The sequence below is a fragment of the Variovorax sp. HW608 genome (assembly GCF_900090195.1).
Classification (GTDB): Bacteria; Pseudomonadota; Gammaproteobacteria; order Burkholderiales; family Burkholderiaceae_C; genus Variovorax.
Map to the genome: position 1 here is coordinate 496,638 of NZ_LT607803.1, position 15,698 is coordinate 512,335.

16 protein-coding genes are annotated in these 15,698 nt (G+C 65.9%); 8 read left to right on the forward strand and 8 right to left on the reverse strand.

Annotation, left to right across the window (positions count from 1 at the left end; all coding sequences use genetic code 11):
- Positions 1 to 84 precede the first annotated feature (84 nt).
- The gene (locus VAR608DRAFT_RS02200; protein WP_231973138.1) at positions 85 to 504 is read left to right on the forward strand and encodes a MarR family winged helix-turn-helix transcriptional regulator; all 420 of its coding nucleotides are present in this window, start codon (positions 85 to 87) and stop codon (positions 502 to 504) included.
- A gap of 105 nt (positions 505 to 609) precedes the next feature.
- On the opposite strand, the gene VAR608DRAFT_RS02205 is transcribed toward VAR608DRAFT_RS02200, so the two are convergent.
- The 4 genes from VAR608DRAFT_RS02205 to VAR608DRAFT_RS02220 all read right to left on the reverse strand — a co-directional run bounded on the left by VAR608DRAFT_RS02205 (position 610) and on the right by VAR608DRAFT_RS02220 (position 4,027).
- Positions 610 to 1,617 (reverse strand): branched-chain amino acid ABC transporter permease, encoded by a 1,008-nt coding sequence (locus tag VAR608DRAFT_RS02205; protein WP_088952581.1) that lies wholly within the window; start codon positions 1,615 to 1,617, stop codon positions 610 to 612.
- A gap of 8 nt (positions 1,618 to 1,625) precedes the next feature.
- Positions 1,626 to 2,495, reverse strand: a complete 870-nt coding sequence (locus VAR608DRAFT_RS02210; protein WP_088952582.1) for a branched-chain amino acid ABC transporter permease — start codon at positions 2,493 to 2,495, stop codon at positions 1,626 to 1,628.
- 9 nt (positions 2,496 to 2,504) lie between these two features.
- Positions 2,505 to 3,155 carry an ABC transporter ATP-binding protein gene (locus VAR608DRAFT_RS02215; RefSeq protein ID WP_197700545.1) on the reverse strand — a complete coding sequence of 217 codons (651 nt, stop codon included), beginning with the start codon at positions 3,153 to 3,155 and terminating at the stop codon, positions 2,505 to 2,507.
- Between the two features lie 62 nt (positions 3,156 to 3,217).
- The gene (locus VAR608DRAFT_RS02220) at positions 3,218 to 4,027 is read right to left on the reverse strand and encodes an ABC transporter ATP-binding protein (protein WP_231973139.1); all 810 of its coding nucleotides are present in this window, start codon (positions 4,025 to 4,027) and stop codon (positions 3,218 to 3,220) included.
- Between the two features lie 178 nt (positions 4,028 to 4,205).
- On the opposite strand from VAR608DRAFT_RS02220, the gene VAR608DRAFT_RS02225 reads away from it, so the two are divergent.
- From VAR608DRAFT_RS02225 to VAR608DRAFT_RS02245, 5 genes are read left to right on the forward strand one after another with little or no spacing between them, the layout of a single operon-like run.
- Positions 4,206 to 5,372 carry an acyl-CoA dehydrogenase family protein gene (locus VAR608DRAFT_RS02225; protein ID WP_088952584.1) on the forward strand — a complete coding sequence of 389 codons (1,167 nt, stop codon included), beginning with the start codon at positions 4,206 to 4,208 and terminating at the stop codon, positions 5,370 to 5,372.
- A 19-nt stretch (positions 5,373 to 5,391) separates the two neighbouring features.
- Positions 5,392 to 6,162: an SDR family NAD(P)-dependent oxidoreductase gene (locus VAR608DRAFT_RS02230; protein WP_088952585.1), complete on the forward strand. Its 771-nt coding sequence runs from the start codon at positions 5,392 to 5,394 to the stop codon at positions 6,160 to 6,162.
- Positions 6,163 to 6,192: 30 nt separating this feature from the next.
- The gene (locus VAR608DRAFT_RS02235) at positions 6,193 to 7,092 is read left to right on the forward strand and encodes an SDR family oxidoreductase (protein WP_088952586.1); all 900 of its coding nucleotides are present in this window, start codon (positions 6,193 to 6,195) and stop codon (positions 7,090 to 7,092) included.
- A 37-nt stretch (positions 7,093 to 7,129) separates the two neighbouring features.
- Positions 7,130 to 8,140 (forward strand): Bug family tripartite tricarboxylate transporter substrate binding protein, encoded by a 1,011-nt coding sequence (locus VAR608DRAFT_RS02240; RefSeq protein WP_088952587.1) that lies wholly within the window; start codon positions 7,130 to 7,132, stop codon positions 8,138 to 8,140.
- A complete protein-coding gene (locus VAR608DRAFT_RS02245; protein ID WP_088952588.1) occupies positions 8,137 to 9,315 on the forward strand; it encodes a CaiB/BaiF CoA transferase family protein in 1,179 nt (392 codons plus the stop codon). Before VAR608DRAFT_RS02240 ends, VAR608DRAFT_RS02245 begins: the two co-directional genes overlap by 4 nt.
- 55 nt (positions 9,316 to 9,370) lie before the next feature.
- On the opposite strand, the gene VAR608DRAFT_RS02250 is transcribed toward VAR608DRAFT_RS02245, so the two are convergent.
- On the reverse strand, positions 9,371 to 10,171 hold the full coding sequence (locus VAR608DRAFT_RS02250) for an enoyl-CoA hydratase/isomerase family protein (RefSeq protein ID WP_088952589.1): 801 nt from the start codon (positions 10,169 to 10,171) through the stop codon (positions 9,371 to 9,373).
- A 108-nt stretch (positions 10,172 to 10,279) separates the two neighbouring features.
- Between VAR608DRAFT_RS02250 and VAR608DRAFT_RS02255 the strand changes: the two genes are divergently transcribed.
- Together VAR608DRAFT_RS02255 and VAR608DRAFT_RS02260 are read left to right on the forward strand one after the other, a co-directional pair.
- A complete protein-coding gene (locus VAR608DRAFT_RS02255; RefSeq protein ID WP_088958554.1) occupies positions 10,280 to 11,848 on the forward strand; it encodes a class I adenylate-forming enzyme family protein in 1,569 nt (522 codons plus the stop codon).
- A complete protein-coding gene (locus VAR608DRAFT_RS02260) occupies positions 11,845 to 12,717 on the forward strand; it encodes an SDR family NAD(P)-dependent oxidoreductase (protein ID WP_231973141.1) in 873 nt (290 codons plus the stop codon). Before VAR608DRAFT_RS02255 ends, VAR608DRAFT_RS02260 begins: the two co-directional genes overlap by 4 nt.
- Positions 12,718 to 12,754: 37 nt before the next feature.
- Here VAR608DRAFT_RS02260 and VAR608DRAFT_RS02265 read toward each other — a convergent pair whose 3' ends face one another.
- The 3 genes from VAR608DRAFT_RS02265 to VAR608DRAFT_RS02275 all read right to left on the reverse strand — a co-directional run bounded on the left by VAR608DRAFT_RS02265 (position 12,755) and on the right by VAR608DRAFT_RS02275 (position 15,698).
- Positions 12,755 to 13,495 carry an SDR family NAD(P)-dependent oxidoreductase gene (locus tag VAR608DRAFT_RS02265; protein WP_088952591.1) on the reverse strand — a complete coding sequence of 247 codons (741 nt, stop codon included), beginning with the start codon at positions 13,493 to 13,495 and terminating at the stop codon, positions 12,755 to 12,757.
- Positions 13,496 to 13,531: 36 nt separating this feature from the next.
- Positions 13,532 to 14,734 carry an ABC transporter substrate-binding protein gene (locus VAR608DRAFT_RS02270; protein ID WP_088952592.1) on the reverse strand — a complete coding sequence of 401 codons (1,203 nt, stop codon included), beginning with the start codon at positions 14,732 to 14,734 and terminating at the stop codon, positions 13,532 to 13,534.
- A 169-nt stretch (positions 14,735 to 14,903) separates the two neighbouring features.
- Entirely contained in the window at positions 14,904 to 15,698 is a 795-nt protein-coding gene (locus tag VAR608DRAFT_RS02275; RefSeq protein ID WP_088952593.1) for an enoyl-CoA hydratase/isomerase family protein, read from the reverse strand.

The following is a 15,698-nucleotide window of genomic DNA, read 5'->3' on the forward strand; positions in this document are numbered from 1 at the left end:
AACGCATCGCCGCGGGCGACTGCACGCCACCGGGCGCCCAAGATGGCAGAGTCGGACAACTGGGATGCGCGCCTGGGCTTCCTGATGCACGACGTTTCGAGGCTGCGCCGCAGCGTCTTCGACGATTTCATGCGACCTGCGGGACTGACCCGGTCCCAGTGGTGGATCATTGCCCATTTGTCTCGCCACGACGGCATGATCCAGAGCGACCTGGCCAACGTGCTGGACCTGGGAAAGGCGGCGCTTGGCGGTTTGCTCGACCGTCTGGAGGCATCCCAGTTCATTGAGCGCCGGCCCGATGCGACTGATCGCCGGGTCAAGCGCATCTACCTGACGGGCAATGGCTCGCAGACCGTCCAAGACATGGTGGTCAAGAGCCATGAGATGAGTGAGCGCATCCTGAACGGCCTGAGCATCGAGGCGCGTCGTGCGCTCGTTGAGAATCTGGCGATCGTCAAGGCCAATCTGCTGGCGCTGCGCGCCGAAGCCGGCGAGCACGGCTAGGACTTCATCGTCCGCGCTTGGCGGCCGGCAGTCGTTCGGGCCGCAACGCGCTTGACGGCGCTGCTGCCAATAACAGGTTCCAGTCTGACCAGTGCGCGTCCCCTGTCAGGCCTTGTGACGCTTCGCCCAACAAACGCCCAGTTGCCGGATGGCACCCGCGATGCCTTGTGGCAAGACGCGAATGAAGATGACGAGCATCAGCCCATAGATGGCCCAGGGGGCCGCCTTCGAAACCTTCTCGGCCATGCTGGGGACGAAGTGGATGAACAACGCGCCCCAAACGGGTCCCCACATGGACGCGAGCCCGCCTGCGACAACGCCGACCAGCAGCGAGACGGACAGGAACATGGTGAAGCTGTCGGGGCCGACGAACTGGATGGCCATGCCCGCCAGCGCCCCCGCGATGCCCGTGTAGGCCGCGGAAACAGCGAATGCGGCGGTCTTGATCCGGGCATTGTGAATTCCCATGGCAGTGGCTGCGACAGGTTGGTCGCGCACGGCCTGCAGTGCCAGGCCGATGCGGCCGTGCAGCAGGTTCCATCCCAGGAGGAACAGCACAAGCGTGACGATCAGCACGACGACATAGAACCATTGGTCGGCATCGAGAGGCAGGCCTGCTGGCGCGTCGGCGCGGATGAGCGAGATGCCCTGCACGCCGCCGGTCCAAGGCTCGAAGCCCTTGAACTTCAACAACTGCGGTGTAGCCACGCCGAGTGCAAAGGTCGCCAGGGCCAGATAGAGGCCATCGAGCTTGAGCGCCGGCAGACCAAAAAGGTAGCCGACGACGGCGCACACGAGGCCGGCCAAGGGGATGCAGGCCCAATAGGGCCAGCCGGCCTGATCCATCAGGATCGCTGCAGTGTAGGCACCGACGGCAAAGAACGCGCCATGGCCGAGGGAAATCTGTCCGTTGTAGCCGGTAAGAATGTTCAGCCCAAGCAGCGCGACGGCATAGATCATCACCATCGCGACCTGAAACAACTGGTAGCCCGTGGCGAAGAAGGGCACAGCCACCAGCGCGGCAAACGCCACGCCAAGGGCCAGCGGCTGGATGCCCGGCCGGCGGCCAGCGGGAGTTTCCACGGAGGGGGTTAGGAGGGGAGCGGCTTGCATGGCATCCTTTACACGCGGGAGACATGGCGCTGGCCGAACAGCCCGACGGGCCGCACGGTCAGCACGGTCACGATCAGGACCAGGGCGAGGGTGAGCTTGAGCTCGTTGCCGATGAGGAAGGCACCGGCGAGGTTCTCCAGCACCCCCACGAGCAGTCCCCCGATCACGGCCCCGCCCGGACTGGAGATGCCGCCCAGCAGCGCGCCCGCAAAGGCGTAGACGAGCACGCTCATCATCATGTTCGGGTCCAGGAAGGTCACCGGCGCCACGAGCATCCCTGCGATGGCGCCGATCGTGCTTGCCAGTGCCCAGCCCAGGCCCAGTACGCCGCCGACGCGAATGCCGACCAGGGAACTGGATTCGGGGTTCTGCGCCACTGCGCGCATGGCCAGGCCGGCCTTGGTGAATCGGAAGAAGCAGAACAACAGCACCAGCATGACCATCGTGATGGCCAAAGTGCCGAGCTGGTGGGCCGACAACAGGCCACCGGCGATGCCGCGACTGGGAAAGGGGCTTGGAAACGACTGTACGGAGTGGCCGAAGAGCAGGCCTGCGAGGCTGTTGAAGATGACCAGCAGGCCGACGAAGACGATGACCAGAGCCAGCACCGGCGCGTCGGCCATGGGTCGAACGACGACCCGTTCGACGAACGCCCCGAGCACGAAGCCGAATACCGTTGTGAGCACGAAGCTGCCCCAGTAGGGCACTCCCGCCTCGATCAGCGCCCATGCCACGTAGGTGCTGAACATCGCCATCTCGCCCTGGGCGAAGTTCACGTGATGCGTGGTCTGATAGATCATCACGAGGGCCAGCGCCACGATGGCGTAGATGCCGCCCGTGGCCAGGCCCGAGAAGGCTTGTTGCAGTAAATCATGCATGGGGTTCTCTCAGTAGCCCAGGTAGGCGCGGCGGATGGTGTCGTCCTTCTTCAGGTCTTCGGCAGAGCCGCTCAGAACCAGCCGACCGGTCTCAAGCAGGCAGGCCTGGTCGGCCAGTTCCAGTGCAAGGCTGGCGTTCTGCTCGACCAGCAAAATGGCCACGCCATCGCTGACGTTGATCTGGCGAAGGATGGCGAAGATGTCGCGCACCACCATGGGTGCGAGGCCGAACGAAGGTTCGTCCAGCAGCAGCAGCCGGGGTCGCAGCATGAGGGCGCGCGCAATCGCCAACATCTGCTGCTCGCCGCCGCTGAGCGTGCCGGCGTGCTGGGAGCGGCGCTCCTTCAGCCGCGGAAAGTGGCTGTACATGCGCTCGATGTCCGCGGCCACCGCCGCCGTATCCCGGCGGGTGTAGGCGCCCAGGTGGAGGTTCTCCTCGGTGGTCAGATGCGCGAAAGTGCCGCGTCCGTCGGGCACGTGCGCCACGCCCAGGCGGACGATTTCCGCGGTGCGGCGGTTGATGAGTTCGGCGCCATCGAGCTGGATGGTCCCGCTGGCGCGCACCCGCATGCCGCACAGGGCGCGCAGGGTCGTGGTCTTGCCGGATCCGTTGGCCCCCAGCAAAGCCATGATCGAACCCTTGTTGAGCGAGAAGGACATGCCGTTGATCACGCGCGTGTTCCCGTAGGCCGCGTGCAGGTTCTCGACCGTCAGCCAGCCGCTCACGCCGCCTCCCCGCCCAGATAGGCTGCCACGACAGCAGGGTCGCCGGCCACCGTCTGAGGGGCGCCTTGAGCCAGCACCCGTCCGAAGTTCAGCGCAATCAGGTGATCGGAGATGCTCATGACCAGCCCCATGTGATGCTCGACGAGCAAGACGGTGATCTTCAGTGTGTCGCGGACATGTCGGATGAGTTCGCCAAGGCGCCCCACTTCCTCGTGGTTAAGGCCACAGGCAGGCTCGTCCAGCAGCAGCAAAGTCGGTTCGCCGGCCAAGGCTCGCCCCAGTTCCACACGCTTCTGCGTACCGAAGGGAAGATCCGAAACGCGCTCGTTCACCACCGACTCCAGTTGCAGGAATTCGATGAGCGCGTGCGCCTGTCGTTGTGTCTGGGCGCGCTCGTCGCGAACGAAAGGCAACCGCAGGGCGTTGGCGACGAAACCGCCGCGCGAACGGCAGTGGCGTCCGATTCGAATGTTGTCGAGCACCGAGAGCGAGCGAAACAGGGCGAGGTTCTGAAAGGTGCGACCAATGCCGAGTTGGGCCACACGGTGGGGCGCCACGCTGGTGATTCGCTCGCCGCGAAACTCGATCTCGCCGCTCGATGGCTCATACAGGCGCGACAAGCAGTTGAAGAGCGATGTCTTGCCGGCGCCATTGGGACCGATCAGGCCGCAGATGCTTCCGGTCGGCACGTCGAAACATACTTCACGCAGGGCATGGATCCCCCCGAAACGCAACGACAAGTCCCTCACCGACAGCAGGGGAGTGGTGCGGTGGATGCTGCCGGGTGCAGCAATCGGTCCTGTCACGATGGTGCTCCGCAATATGGTATGCAGCCATATGATAATGACTCAATATGAGTAATGGCTGCCAAAGCCTGCCAGTGTTTACCCTTGGCCATGCACCGCCGATTCCCGGCACCATTGCGTTCATGTTGTATGCTACCGTACAATATGTTTACATCACGAATTGATCAGGAGCGTTAGTTTGAATTTCGATCTCACCGAAGATCAGCGAGCGATTCAACATGCCGTCGGCGACATCTGTGCTGCGTTCGATGACGAGTACTGGCTGAAGAAGGATCGTGAAGGCGGGTTCCCCGACGATTTCTACGGCGCCATGGCGTCCGCGGGATGGCTGGGCGTGGCCATGCCACAGGAGTACGGAGGTGCAGGCCTGGGCATCTTGGAGGCGACGCTGATGATGGAGGCCGTCTCGGGTTCGGGTGCGGGGCTCTCGGGTGCGTCGGCCATTCACATGAATGTGTTTGGTCTGCATCCGGTCGTCGTGCATGGCAATGACGAGCAAAAGCGCCGCTGGCTGCCGCCCATCATCAATGGCGAGGTGAAGGCCTGTTTTGGCGTGACCGAGCCGAACACGGGGCTGAACACGCTGCGGTTGAAGACCATGGCGGTGCGCAAGGGCGACCGCTATGTGGTCAATGGCCAGAAGATCTGGATTTCCACGGCGCAGGTCGCGCACAAGATCCTGCTGCTCGCGCGCACCACGCCCATCGAGGAGGTGAAGTCCTCCACGCATGGCCTGAGCCTGTTCTACACTGACCTGGACCGCAGCCGCATCGAGGTGCGGGAGATCGAGAAGCTCGGGCGCAAGGCCGTCGACTCGAACCAACTGTTTATCGACAACCTGGAGATTCCGGCCGAAGACCTGATCGGCGAGGAGGGTCGCGGATTCGAATACATCCTGCATGGCCTGAATCCGGAACGCTGCCTGCTGGCGGCCGAGGCGACCGGGCTTGGGCGGGCGGCGCTGCGGCGCGCCGCGCGCTATGCCGGCGAGCGCATCGTGTTCGACCGCCCGATCGGCAAGAACCAGGGCATCCAGCATCCCCTGGCCGAGCGCTGGGTGGAGCTGGAGGCGGCCGAACTTCTGTACCGGCGCGCCGCGTGGCTGTACGACCAGGGCCGCAACTGCGGCGCCGAGGCCAATGCCGCCAAGTTCTTCTGCGCGGAAGCGGGCTTTCGAGCAGCCGAGACGGCCGTTCTCACACACGGTGGCATGGGCTACGCCAAGGAGTACCACGTCGAGCGGTACTTCCGTGAGGCGATGCTGCCGCGCCTGGCCCCGGTATCGATCCAGCTGATCCTCTCGTTCATTGCGGAGAAGATCCTGAATCTCCCCAAGTCGTACTGAACCTTGAAGGCGCAATTCCATGCAAGAACTGATTGATCTGGAAGGCGTGGCCTTCGTCGCTGGCGGTAGCGGTGGCATCGGCCGTGCGATTTGCGTTGCGCTCGCGCGCGGCGGCTCGGATGTGGTGTTCAGCTACCGCAGCAACGCGGAAGCGGCCGAGGCCCTGGTGGGCGACATCCGGGCGCTAGGCCGCCGCGCGACGGCCGTGCGGTTGGATCTTCGCGACGCGCAGGCAGTAGAGAGCGCGGCCAACGCCGCCGTGCGCGACCATGGCCGCATTCATTCGGTCGTCTACGCGGCGGGTCCGCAATTGCACATGCAGCGCATTGCGGAGCTGACTCCGCGCACCTGGTCCGAGACGATGGCGGCCGACGTGGAGGGCTGCTTCAACCTCGTGCATGCGACGCTGCCGCTCCTCAAGGCGGCGGGTGGCGGCAGCTATGTGGCCGTGATCACGGCCGCGGTGGAACGGGTGCCCGCACGCGACATCCTCTCGGCCGCGCCCAAGGCGGCGATCGAGATGCTGCTGCGCGGCGTGGCCAAGGAGGAGGGACGTGCCGGCATTCGCGCCAACTCCGTGGGCCCGGGCTGGATCGATGCGGGCCTGGGCCATGCCGTGCTGACCGAGGAGCTGAGCGCCGAGCAGGTCGACGCCATCCGCCGAGCCATTCCGTTGCGACGCATCGGCAAGCCCGAAGAGGTGGCGGAGGCCGTGAGCTTCCTGCTGTCGCCAAGGGCGGCCTTCATCACCGGCCAGACCCTGGCCGTGGACGGCGGCATGCAAATCTGAAGATGAACTGAGACAAGGAGTCAAAGAGAAATGAAACTTTGCGAAGGACGCATTGCCATCGTGACCGGCGCTGGCCGAGGGCTGGGCCGTGCCCACGCGCTGATGCTCGCGCGCCACGGCGCCAGGGTGGTCGTCAACGACCTGGGCAGCGCCGCGGACGGGACGGGTGACGACGTCACACCGGCCGAAGAAGTGGTCGCCGAAATCCGCGCCGCGGGCGGCGAGGCGGTGATCGATACCCACAACGTTGCGAACTGGGAAGGCGCAAAGGCGCTCGTCGATGCCGCGGTGAATGCCTTCGGCGGCCTGGACATTGTCGTCAACAATGCCGGCATCTTGCGCGACCGCATGCTCATCAACATGACCGAGCAGGAATGGGATGCGGTGATCAACGTGCACCTCAAGGGCACATTCGCACCCACGCACCATGCAGCGAACTACTGGCGCCAGCAGCAGAAGGCAGGCAAGAAGGTCGATGCGCGCGTGATCAACACGTCCTCGCATTCGGGCCTGTTCTGCAACATGGGTCAAGCCAACTACGCGGCTGCCAAGGCTGGCATCGCGAGCTTCTCGCTGGTGGCGGCGCGTGAATTGCAACGTTACGGCGTGACGGTCAATGCCATCGCACCGCGAGCGGAAACGCGCATGACCCAGGGATTGAGGGAGTGGACCCCCGAGCAATTGGAGCGCCGCGATCCCGAATGGATTGCCGCGCTGGTGACTTGGCTGGCCAGCGCCGAGGCCGCCGGCATCAGTGGTCGCGTGTTCGAGGCCTGGGGCTATGGCTATACGGTAGCCGAGAGCTGGCAGCACGGCCCGATTACCGCGGCGTCGAAGGATCCGTCCGAACTGGGGCCTCAGATCGAGCAGATCGTGCGCTTTGCCCGGCGCAACGCCGGCATCGACCGCGATACCTGGCTCGACCTGTAACCGGCGCCGTGAGCGGGCCGGACGTGGAGATGAATCCATGAACGACAACGTATTCCGGGAAGAGTCCCGGGCGGTGCTATCCCGCCGCACGGCCATTGCAGCGCTGAGCGCGCCACTGTGGCCTGGCGTGGCGCGCGCCGCCGACTTTCCCGCGCGGCCGCTGAAGATCGTGGTCCCGTTCACCCCTGGGGGGGTGGGGGATATCTTTGCCCGGCTGGCGGGAGACGTCATGGCCAAGGATCTGGGGCAGCCCGTGGTGGTGGAGAACAAGGCCGGTGCGAACCAGATGCTCGCCGCCTCCGCGGTGACCCATGCCGCGCCCGACGGCCTCACGCTCTACCAGGCGACCAGCACGGCGATCCTGAACCCGTTGCTGTTCAAGAAACTCGCCTACGACCCCCAGGCACTGAAGCCGCTGTGGATCGGGCTGGAAACGCCGTTGATCTTCATCGTCAACCCGAAGGTTCCCGCCAGCAACCTGGCCGAGTTCGTCGCCTACGCCCGGTCGAACCGCGGCAAGCTCAACTATTCGTCCATCGGCGCGGGCAATGTCCTGCATCTGGCGATGGAGAAGCTCAAGGCGAGCGCAGGCATCGAAATCACGCACGTGCCGTACGCAGGCCGCTCCGGCGATGCGATCAATGCGGTCGTGGCGGGCGATGTGCAGATCATGGCCACGATCGTCGGTCAAGCGGTGCCGCTGGTGCAGGCGGGCAGGCTGCGTGCCCTGGCCGTGACTTCCGCGCAGCGACTGGCGGCGATGCCGGACGTGGCGACCGTGACCGAGTCGGGATTTGCCGATCTCGCGGTAGCCTCGTGGTATGGCTTGTACGTCCATGCGGCCACACCCGACGACATGGCGCAACGGTTGCGTGAGGCCGCCGACAAGGCGCTGGGTGATGCGCACTTCCGCCAGACCTTCATCTCCACCGGCGCGGTCATTCCACCGGTGCGCAGCGGCGCCGAGGTGCGCCGCTACGTGGAAGACAACACGCGCTACTGGGCGGATCTCATCCGCGAACAGAAACTCACGCTGAGCATGGAATGAGTGTCGTCTGCGCAGAACACGGCGAGCCGGATGGCGGCAGCGGGCCACTGCGTGGTATCCGTGTCCTGGAGCTGGCGGGCCTCGGTCCGGGTCCGTTCGCCGCCATGATGCTTGCCGACGCCGGCGCCGAAGTGATCACGATCGATCGCCCGGTGGCGCAGCGGGCGCAACTGCTGCGTCAAGGGGGCGGGGACGCCTTGTCGAGAGGGCGCATCCGCATCGGGCTGGACCTGCGCGAACCCGACGGATTGGACGTTCTGCTGCGGCTCGTGGCCGAATGCGATGCCCTCATCGAAGGTTTCAGGCCCGGCGTGATGGAACGGCTCGGTGCAGGCCCTGACGTGTGTTTGGCCCGGCGCCCGGCCCTGGTCTATGGCCGAATGACCGGCTGGGGCCAGAGCGGCCCGCTCGCCCATGCGGCCGGCCATGACCTGAACTACATCGCCTTGAGTGGCGCCCTGCACGCCATCGGGACCGAGGACACACCGGTGCCGCCGTTGAACCTGGTGGGCGACTTCGGCGGCGGCGGCATGATGCTGGCGTTCGGTGTGTTGGCTGCGTTGCTGGAGGCGCGGCAGTCAGGCCGGGGCCAGGTGGTGGACGCTGCGATGTGCGATGGCGCCGCGCTGCTGATGGCGCCCTTCTATGCCATGTTGGCCTCGGGGCGCTGGCAGGACCGGCGGGCGTCCAACGCATTGGATGGCGGCGTTCCGTGGTACGGGGTCTACCGGTGCGCCGACGGCGGGTTCGTGAGTGTGGCTCCGCTGGAGGACGCCTTCTTTGCAGAGTTGGTCCGGCTTCTGGAATTACCGCAAGAGGCCTGGGCCGAGCGTGCCGAGCGCGCTTGCTGGCCTCGCCTGCGCGAACGGCTTGCCAGCTGCTTCGCCCAGCGCAGCCGCGATGCGTGGAGCGCGCTGCTTGAAGGCACCGATGCCTGCTTCGCGCCCGTTCTGAGCATCGCCGAAGCGTCCTCGCACACGCATCTGCGTGAACGCCGCAACTTCATCGAATTGCAGGGCAACGTGCAGCCGGCGCCCGCGCCGCGCTTCAGCCGCACGCCGAGCGAGGCGCGGCCAGCAGCCGCAGATGGGGCGGCGCGCCGTGTCCTGGCGCGGGCGCGCGTCGAATCGATCGAACTCGAGTCCTTGCTGGATCGTCACATCGTCGAACTCTGACCGGCGTTCGCCGCGAGCGCCTCGACAGCGGCCTGGAGCCGCTGCAAGGCGGTGCCTATGCGCTCCGAAAGGCGGGCTTGCGCTTTTCCAGGAATGCGCTCGGCCCCTCGATGAAATCCTCGGAAGCCGCAGCGATCCCCATGGAGCGCGCCTCGGCCGCCAGTTGTTCCGCCAGGGTGTTGCCCAGGGAGCGGTTGATCAGCGACTTGGCCTGTGCCAGCGCCACGCCGGGACCGTTGGCTAGCCGCTGCACGAGCTGGTCGGTGAAGGCCGCCAGATTCTCATCATCCACCACGTGGCTGATCAGGCCCTGGGCGAGGGCAGCCTCGGCCGTGATCGGTTCGCCCAACAGCGCCATGCGCATGGCCTGTTTGACGCCGACGGCTCGCGGCAGATGCCAGGAGGTCGCCGCATCGGGCGACGCGCCCACGTTGACGTGGGCGAGCACGAAGGACGCGCTGCGGGCCGCGACCACCAGGTCCGACGCGATCGCGAAACCCAGCCCGGCACCCGCGGCCGCCCCCTGGACACTGGAGACCACGGGCTGCGGCAGGCGTTGCAGCACATTGAACAGGTGGGCATTGCGAGCCACGCGCGCTTCGAAGGTGCACAGCCGTTCCTCGGGCGGCAGCTTGGCAACGGTCGTGAAGCTGCGCACATCGCCACCGGCCATGAAATGGCCGCCCGCCCCGCCGAAGACGATGCAGCGGATGCTGCGGTCGCGCTCCGCGCGCAGCAGAAAAGCCAGGATGGCTTCGAGCATCTCCGGGCTGGCCGCGTTGCGGGCCTGCGGCCGGTTGAAGGTCAGTCGCGCGATGCCCTGGTCCAGGGAGATGATCAGGTCTTCAGTGTGCATGGGATGTCCGTGTCTCTTGTCGAATGCCAGTGTCCGAAAGAAGAAAGTGGTGGAGTCAAGTAGATTGATGCCATATCATATGGTAGCAGACAAGTTTAGGAGACAATGATGCGCGTTGACGGACCACGCATTGCGAACAAGGACCAGCTGATCTGGATCGCGGACCTGGCCACCCACTGGGGACGTTCCGATCCCGACAAGATCGCGATCGTGTTCGACGATCGGCAGCTGAGCTACGCGGACCTGGATCGCGCGGCTTCCAGGCTGTGCGCGCTGTGGCAACAGCAGGGCCTCCGACCGAATGACCGCGTCGGCTATTTCGGACGCAACAGCGAACTCTTCTATGTGGTGTTCTTCGCCTGCGCCAAGGGGGGCTTCGTGCTCGCCGCATACAACTGGCGCTACGCCGCACCGGAACTGAACTTCGTGCTCTCGGACTCCCGCCCGAGCGTGCTACTGCATGACGCGGAGTTCGCGCCGCTGGTGGAGCAGGCCTGCCAGGGCCTGGCCCAGCCGCCGCAGCGCCTGAACGTCGAGCCCGGGCTGCGCGAGATGCTCGACGGCCCCGCGCTCGTACCCGCGCCGCGGACGCGGGTCTTCGACGAACCGCTGGCCCAGATCTATACCAGCGGCACGACGGGGCAACCCAAGGGTGCGCTGTCAAGCCATGGCGCGCTGAGCCTGTTCCGCGATGCCTATGCCGCCATGCCCTGGTGGGAAGACTGGGCCCCCGAGGACACCGTGCTGTCCGCGATGCCCAACTTCCACATCGCCGGCATCGGGTACGTCATCAAGGCCCTGGGCGTCGGCGCGCGCGTGGTGCACACCGCCGATCCGTCGCCGTCGAATCTCGTGCGCTTGAGCGTGCAGCAGGGGGTCGACCGCATCTACATGGTCCCCACCGTCATCCAGATGGTGCTCGATGAACTGGCCGCCAGCACGGGCCCCGTGCCCCGCTACAAGGGCATCTACTACGGTGCGCAGCCCATCAGCCCGACCCTGCTGCAGAGCGCCATCGACACCTTCGGATGCCGGTTCTCGCAGTACTACGGCATGACCGAGGCGTCGACGACCCACGTGCTGGGGCCGGCCGATCATGACCTGAGCCAACCGCAGCGGATGAAGTCCGTCGGGCGGCCGATTGCCGGCGTGTCGGCCGAGATCCGCCGTGTCGACGGGAGTGTCTGCGACGCGGGCGAGCACGGGGAGATCTGGATCCGCAGCGACATGCTCATGCTCGGCTACGCCAACCGGCCGGACGCCACGGCGCAGGCGGTGGTCGACGGGTGGTACCGAACAGGCGATGGCGGCTATGTGGACGCCGAGGGCTACCTCTATCTCACGGATCGGCTGAAGGACATGATCATCACGGGTGGCGAGAACGTTTACCCCGTCGAGGTGGAGAACGCGCTCAAGGCCCATCCCATGATCAAGGACGTGGCCGTGATCGGAACGCCGGACCCGAAGTGGGGCGAGGTCGTGACCGCCATCATCGAGTTCAGGCCCGGGACGCGACCCGGCCTGGAGGCGTTGCGCGCCTTCTGCAAGGAGCGCATTGCCGGCTACAAATGTCCGCGCCGCGTCTACGCGACCGAGGCGCTGCCGCGCACGCCGTCGGGCAAGGTGCAGCGCGCTGCCGCTCGCAAGGACCTTGCCTCCATGGAAGGGGTGGCGTGAACGCTTCCATCCGCCTGGACGGCGACGTGGCGATCGTGACCGGAGCCAGCCGCGGCCTCGGACGCGAATACGCGATGGCCCTGGCCGAACGCGGCGCCCGCGTGGCGGTCAATGCGCGCGACCTCGAGGCAGCGCAGAAGGTCGTGCAGGAGATCGCCGCCGCGGGCGGCGAAGCGATGGCCGTGGCGGCCGAGGTGGGCGATGCCGCTTGCGTGCAGGCGATGGTCGACGCGGTGATGGCGCGTTGGGGGCGCGTGGACATCCTGGTCAACAACGCTGGCTTCACGCGGGACCGCAGCTTCGCCAAGCTGGCCCCGGCGGATTTCCGGGCGGTGCTCGACGTGCATGTGCAGGGCACCTTCAACTGCACGCACGCGGTCTGGGGCCCCATGCTGGCGGCCCGCAAGGGGCGTATCGTGATGGTCGTCTCATCCAGCGGGCTGGCCGGCAATTTCGGGCAGGCCGCCTATTCCACGGCCAAGATGGCGCTGGTCGGCATGGCCAACACGCTGGGGCTGGAGGGCGAAGCGCGCAACGTGCGCGTCAACTGCTTCAGCCCCATCGGCATGACCGCCATGAACGAAGGCGTGATTCCGGCAGAGCACCATGAAGCCTTCGCGGCATCGCGCCTGCGTGCGGGCATCGTGTGGCTCGCCAGTGCCGCTGCGCCCAACCGGGTGGTCCTGATGGGGGGCGGCGGCTCCTACGAGCGTGCCTACCTCGGCTTTACGCGCGGATGCCGCCTGAATGAAGGCACGCCTGAGGAACTGGCGCGACGCTTTGCGCAGGTCTCCGACCGGGCCGGCGAGGTCCTGCCCCACAGCGCCGCGACGCAGATGGAGCTGGAACTTGCCAACCTGAGGCGATGAAGCATGCGGCCGCACGCGCGCAGCGGCCAGCGATCGTTCAATGAAAGGTGCGCCCGCCGTCCACTGCGAGCGCAGTTCCGGTCACGTACGACGATTCGCTGCTGGTGAGATAGAGAATCGCCTGCGCGATTTCCTCGGGCGTTGCGATGCGCTTGAGCGCATAGGGCGATTGCGCCGGGTCCTGCGCCTTGACGCGCAGCACATCCGGAAGCAGAGGTGTATCGACCGCACCTGGGCAGACCGCGTTGGCACGGATCTGCGGACCGAGTTCGCTGGCCAGGGCCTTGGTCAGGGCGATCAAGCCCGATTTCGAAGCGACGTACGACGAGATGGCCATGCCCACCGGCAGCAGGGCCGAGCCGGAAGACACGTTCACGATGGTGGAACCCTCCGCGCGACGCAGCCAGGGGAGGGCTTCGCGGCAGAGCAGGAAGGGGCCGGTGAGATTGACCGCCAGCACCCGGTTCCAGTCCTCCAGCCGCGTGTCCGCCAGCGGGGCCGGGATGGCCATGCCGGCACTGTTCACCACAGCGTCGATGGTGTCGTCCATGGCTTGGGCGGCGTCGCGCACGGCCGCGCGCACGAGCGCCTCATCGGCCACATCGATGGCGGCGTGGAAGGCGTCGAACTGCCGTGCCACCTCGCGCACGGCGGCCGCGTCGCGGTCCAGCAGCGCCAGGCGGGCGCCATGCCGCGCAAAGAGCTCGGCCGTGGCGCGGCCGATGCCTGAGGCCGCGCCGGTGATGAGCACATGGCGGCCCTGAAGTCTTGCGTCCATGTTTTTGGAACACCTGGTTGGAATCGTGGATGTGCGCTATCGGCCAATGGGCGCGCCCAGCGTCTGCCAGCGCGTACCGTCGAACTTGACCATCTGGAACTGCTTGATGGGGTCGAAGTCCGTGGGCGTGATGCGAAAGCGTACGCCGGGCAGGTACATGGGCGGCTCCATGTCGATGTTCTGGGCCTCGCGAATGACGTTCTCGTGCGTCAGGTTGTCGCCTGAGCGCTTGAGGATGTCCATCAGCAGCCAGGAGGTGGCATAGGCGAACGTGTTGGAGATGTTGTTCGGTTCGCCCTGCGGGTAGTACTTGGCCATGAAGGCCAGGTAGTCCTTCATGATCTTGTCGTCGGCCCACTTGGTGTCTGCCGGGTCCTTGAGCACGGCGGTTGTGATCACGCCCGTCGAATGATCCAGGCCCGCCACCTTCAGCACCGTCGGAATCGAGGACGAGGCCCATCCGAGGAAGATCTGGGGCTTCCAGCCCAGCTCGCCGATCTTGCGGATGCCTTGCGTCGCATGCTTGGCCAGCGCGCCCAGCACCACGACGTCGGCGCCCTTGCTGCGCAGCGCGATGATCTGCGAGTCGATCGTGGGATCGCTCAGCTCGTACGACTGTTCGGCCACCAGCATGCGGCCCGCATTGGCGCCCAGCCCTTCGCGCAGGCCGGTTTGGTAGTCCTTGCCGTAGTCGTCGTTCTGGTAGAGCAGGCCGATCTTGGCATTGGGCATGTTGGCCTGGATGTAGTCGGCAAAGATGCGCGCTTCCGCCCGGTTGGAGGGCAGGCTTGCGGTGGTCCATGGGTTGTTCTTCGGGTCGTCCCACTTGGAGGCACCGGAGTTGATGAGCACATGAGGCACCTTCTTGGCGGCCAGGTACTTCTGAATGGCCGTGTTGTTGGCCGTGCCCAGTGTGTTGTAGATGAACAGGACCTGCTCGGACTCCACCAGCTTGCGCGTCTGCTCCACGCCCTTGGCAGGGGTGAAGGCGTCGTCCTCGCACAGCAGCTTGAGCTTGCGCCCGTTGATGCCGCCCTGGTCGTTGATCATGCGAAAGAAGCCCTGCGTGAACGGGCAAGCCACCCCATAGGCGGAGGCAGGGCCGGACAGGGGGGCGGTCATGCCGATCTTGATCTCCTGGTCGGTGGCGCCGGGGTCGTACTTCTTCTGGGCCATCGCGGAGATGGGTATCAGCGCCGCGGCGGCGCAGACGGCGGCGATTGCGCGCAGGGTTCTCATGGTGTCTCCTCAGGTCACTGCATCGAATGGGAACAACTGGGGGTGCTCCAGGGTGCTGCCCGGCGAGGGCTTGCTAAGCACATGGTCTGATAGTAGACCGTATGCTAACAGACGAAATGAGTGCAAACCCTCGCGGATTCGCTGTTCAGTGAATGGCTTTCGGCCCGCTTCAGCGGCCCTGGAACCGGGGCTTGCGCCTCTCCAGGAATGCCGAGACGCCTTCGCGCACGTCGGCGCTGCGCAGGGTGACATGCTCCAGGGCCAATGACGATTGCAGAACGCTCTCGATCGCCTGGCGCAGGGGGATGTTGGTGGCCGCCTTGGTGAACTGGATCGCCAGCGGTGCGCCCTCGGCGAGCTGGCGCGCGAATGCCTGAACCTTCTCATCTAGTTGCGCGGCTGGAACGGCATGGTTGATCAGTCCCATGCGCGCCGCCTCGGTCGCGGTCACCGCGTTGCCGGTTAGCAGGAACTCCTTGGCGCGCGCATAGCCGATCAGCAGGGGCCAGATCAGCGCGCCGCCGTCCCCGGCCACCAGGCCGATGCGCACGTGTGGATCAGCGATCCGGGCGGTCTCGTCCGCAATGATGATGTCGCTAAGCAGGGCCAGGGATGCGCCAAGCCCGATCGCGTCGCCGTTGACGCGGGCGATGATGGGCTTGGGGCAGTCGAGGATGCCCATGACGATGCCCCGGCCCGAGGCGTTGGTGTGGTGCGGTGCGGGTGGCGTTTCGAGCTGGCTGGCCAGCCACTGGAGGTTGGCGCCCGCACAGAAGGCGCCATTGGTGCCGGTGAACACGATGACCCGGACCGCGTCGTCGTGCGCGAGGTCCCGGAAGATGGTCGCCAGTTCGTCGTGCAGGCGCTCGTTCACGCCGTTCATCTTTTCGCCGCTGTCCATGGTGAGGGTGGCGATGCCGTCGACGACGCCGACGCGCAGATGCTGGTAGTTGCTGTAGTCCAT

Coding starts and splice junctions, on each gene's coding strand:
- VAR608DRAFT_RS02210 (WP_088952582.1), bottom strand. CDS start 2,495: ATGCATGATTTACTGCAACAAGCCTTCTCGGGCCTGGCCACGGGCGGC.
- VAR608DRAFT_RS02215 (WP_197700545.1), bottom strand. CDS start 3,155: ATGTCCTTCTCGCTCAACAAGGGTTCGATCATGGCTTTGCTGGGGGCC.
- VAR608DRAFT_RS02255 (WP_088958554.1), top strand. CDS start 10,280: ATGCGCGTTGACGGACCACGCATTGCGAACAAGGACCAGCTGATCTGG.
- VAR608DRAFT_RS02230 (WP_088952585.1), top strand. CDS start 5,392: ATGCAAGAACTGATTGATCTGGAAGGCGTGGCCTTCGTCGCTGGCGGT.
- VAR608DRAFT_RS02235 (WP_088952586.1), top strand. CDS start 6,193: ATGAAACTTTGCGAAGGACGCATTGCCATCGTGACCGGCGCTGGCCGA.
- VAR608DRAFT_RS02265 (WP_088952591.1), bottom strand. CDS start 13,495: ATGGACGCAAGACTTCAGGGCCGCCATGTGCTCATCACCGGCGCGGCC.
- VAR608DRAFT_RS02205 (WP_088952581.1), bottom strand. CDS start 1,617: ATGCAAGCCGCTCCCCTCCTAACCCCCTCCGTGGAAACTCCCGCTGGC.
- VAR608DRAFT_RS02240 (WP_088952587.1), top strand. CDS start 7,130: ATGAACGACAACGTATTCCGGGAAGAGTCCCGGGCGGTGCTATCCCGC.
- VAR608DRAFT_RS02245 (WP_088952588.1), top strand. CDS start 8,137: ATGAGTGTCGTCTGCGCAGAACACGGCGAGCCGGATGGCGGCAGCGGG.
- VAR608DRAFT_RS02200 (WP_231973138.1), top strand. CDS start 85: ATGCACGACGTTTCGAGGCTGCGCCGCAGCGTCTTCGACGATTTCATG.
- VAR608DRAFT_RS02275 (WP_088952593.1), bottom strand. CDS start 15,698: ATGGACTACAGCAACTACCAGCATCTGCGCGTCGGCGTCGTCGACGGC.
- VAR608DRAFT_RS02270 (WP_088952592.1), bottom strand. CDS start 14,734: ATGAGAACCCTGCGCGCAATCGCCGCCGTCTGCGCCGCCGCGGCGCTG.
- VAR608DRAFT_RS02250 (WP_088952589.1), bottom strand. CDS start 10,171: ATGCACACTGAAGACCTGATCATCTCCCTGGACCAGGGCATCGCGCGA.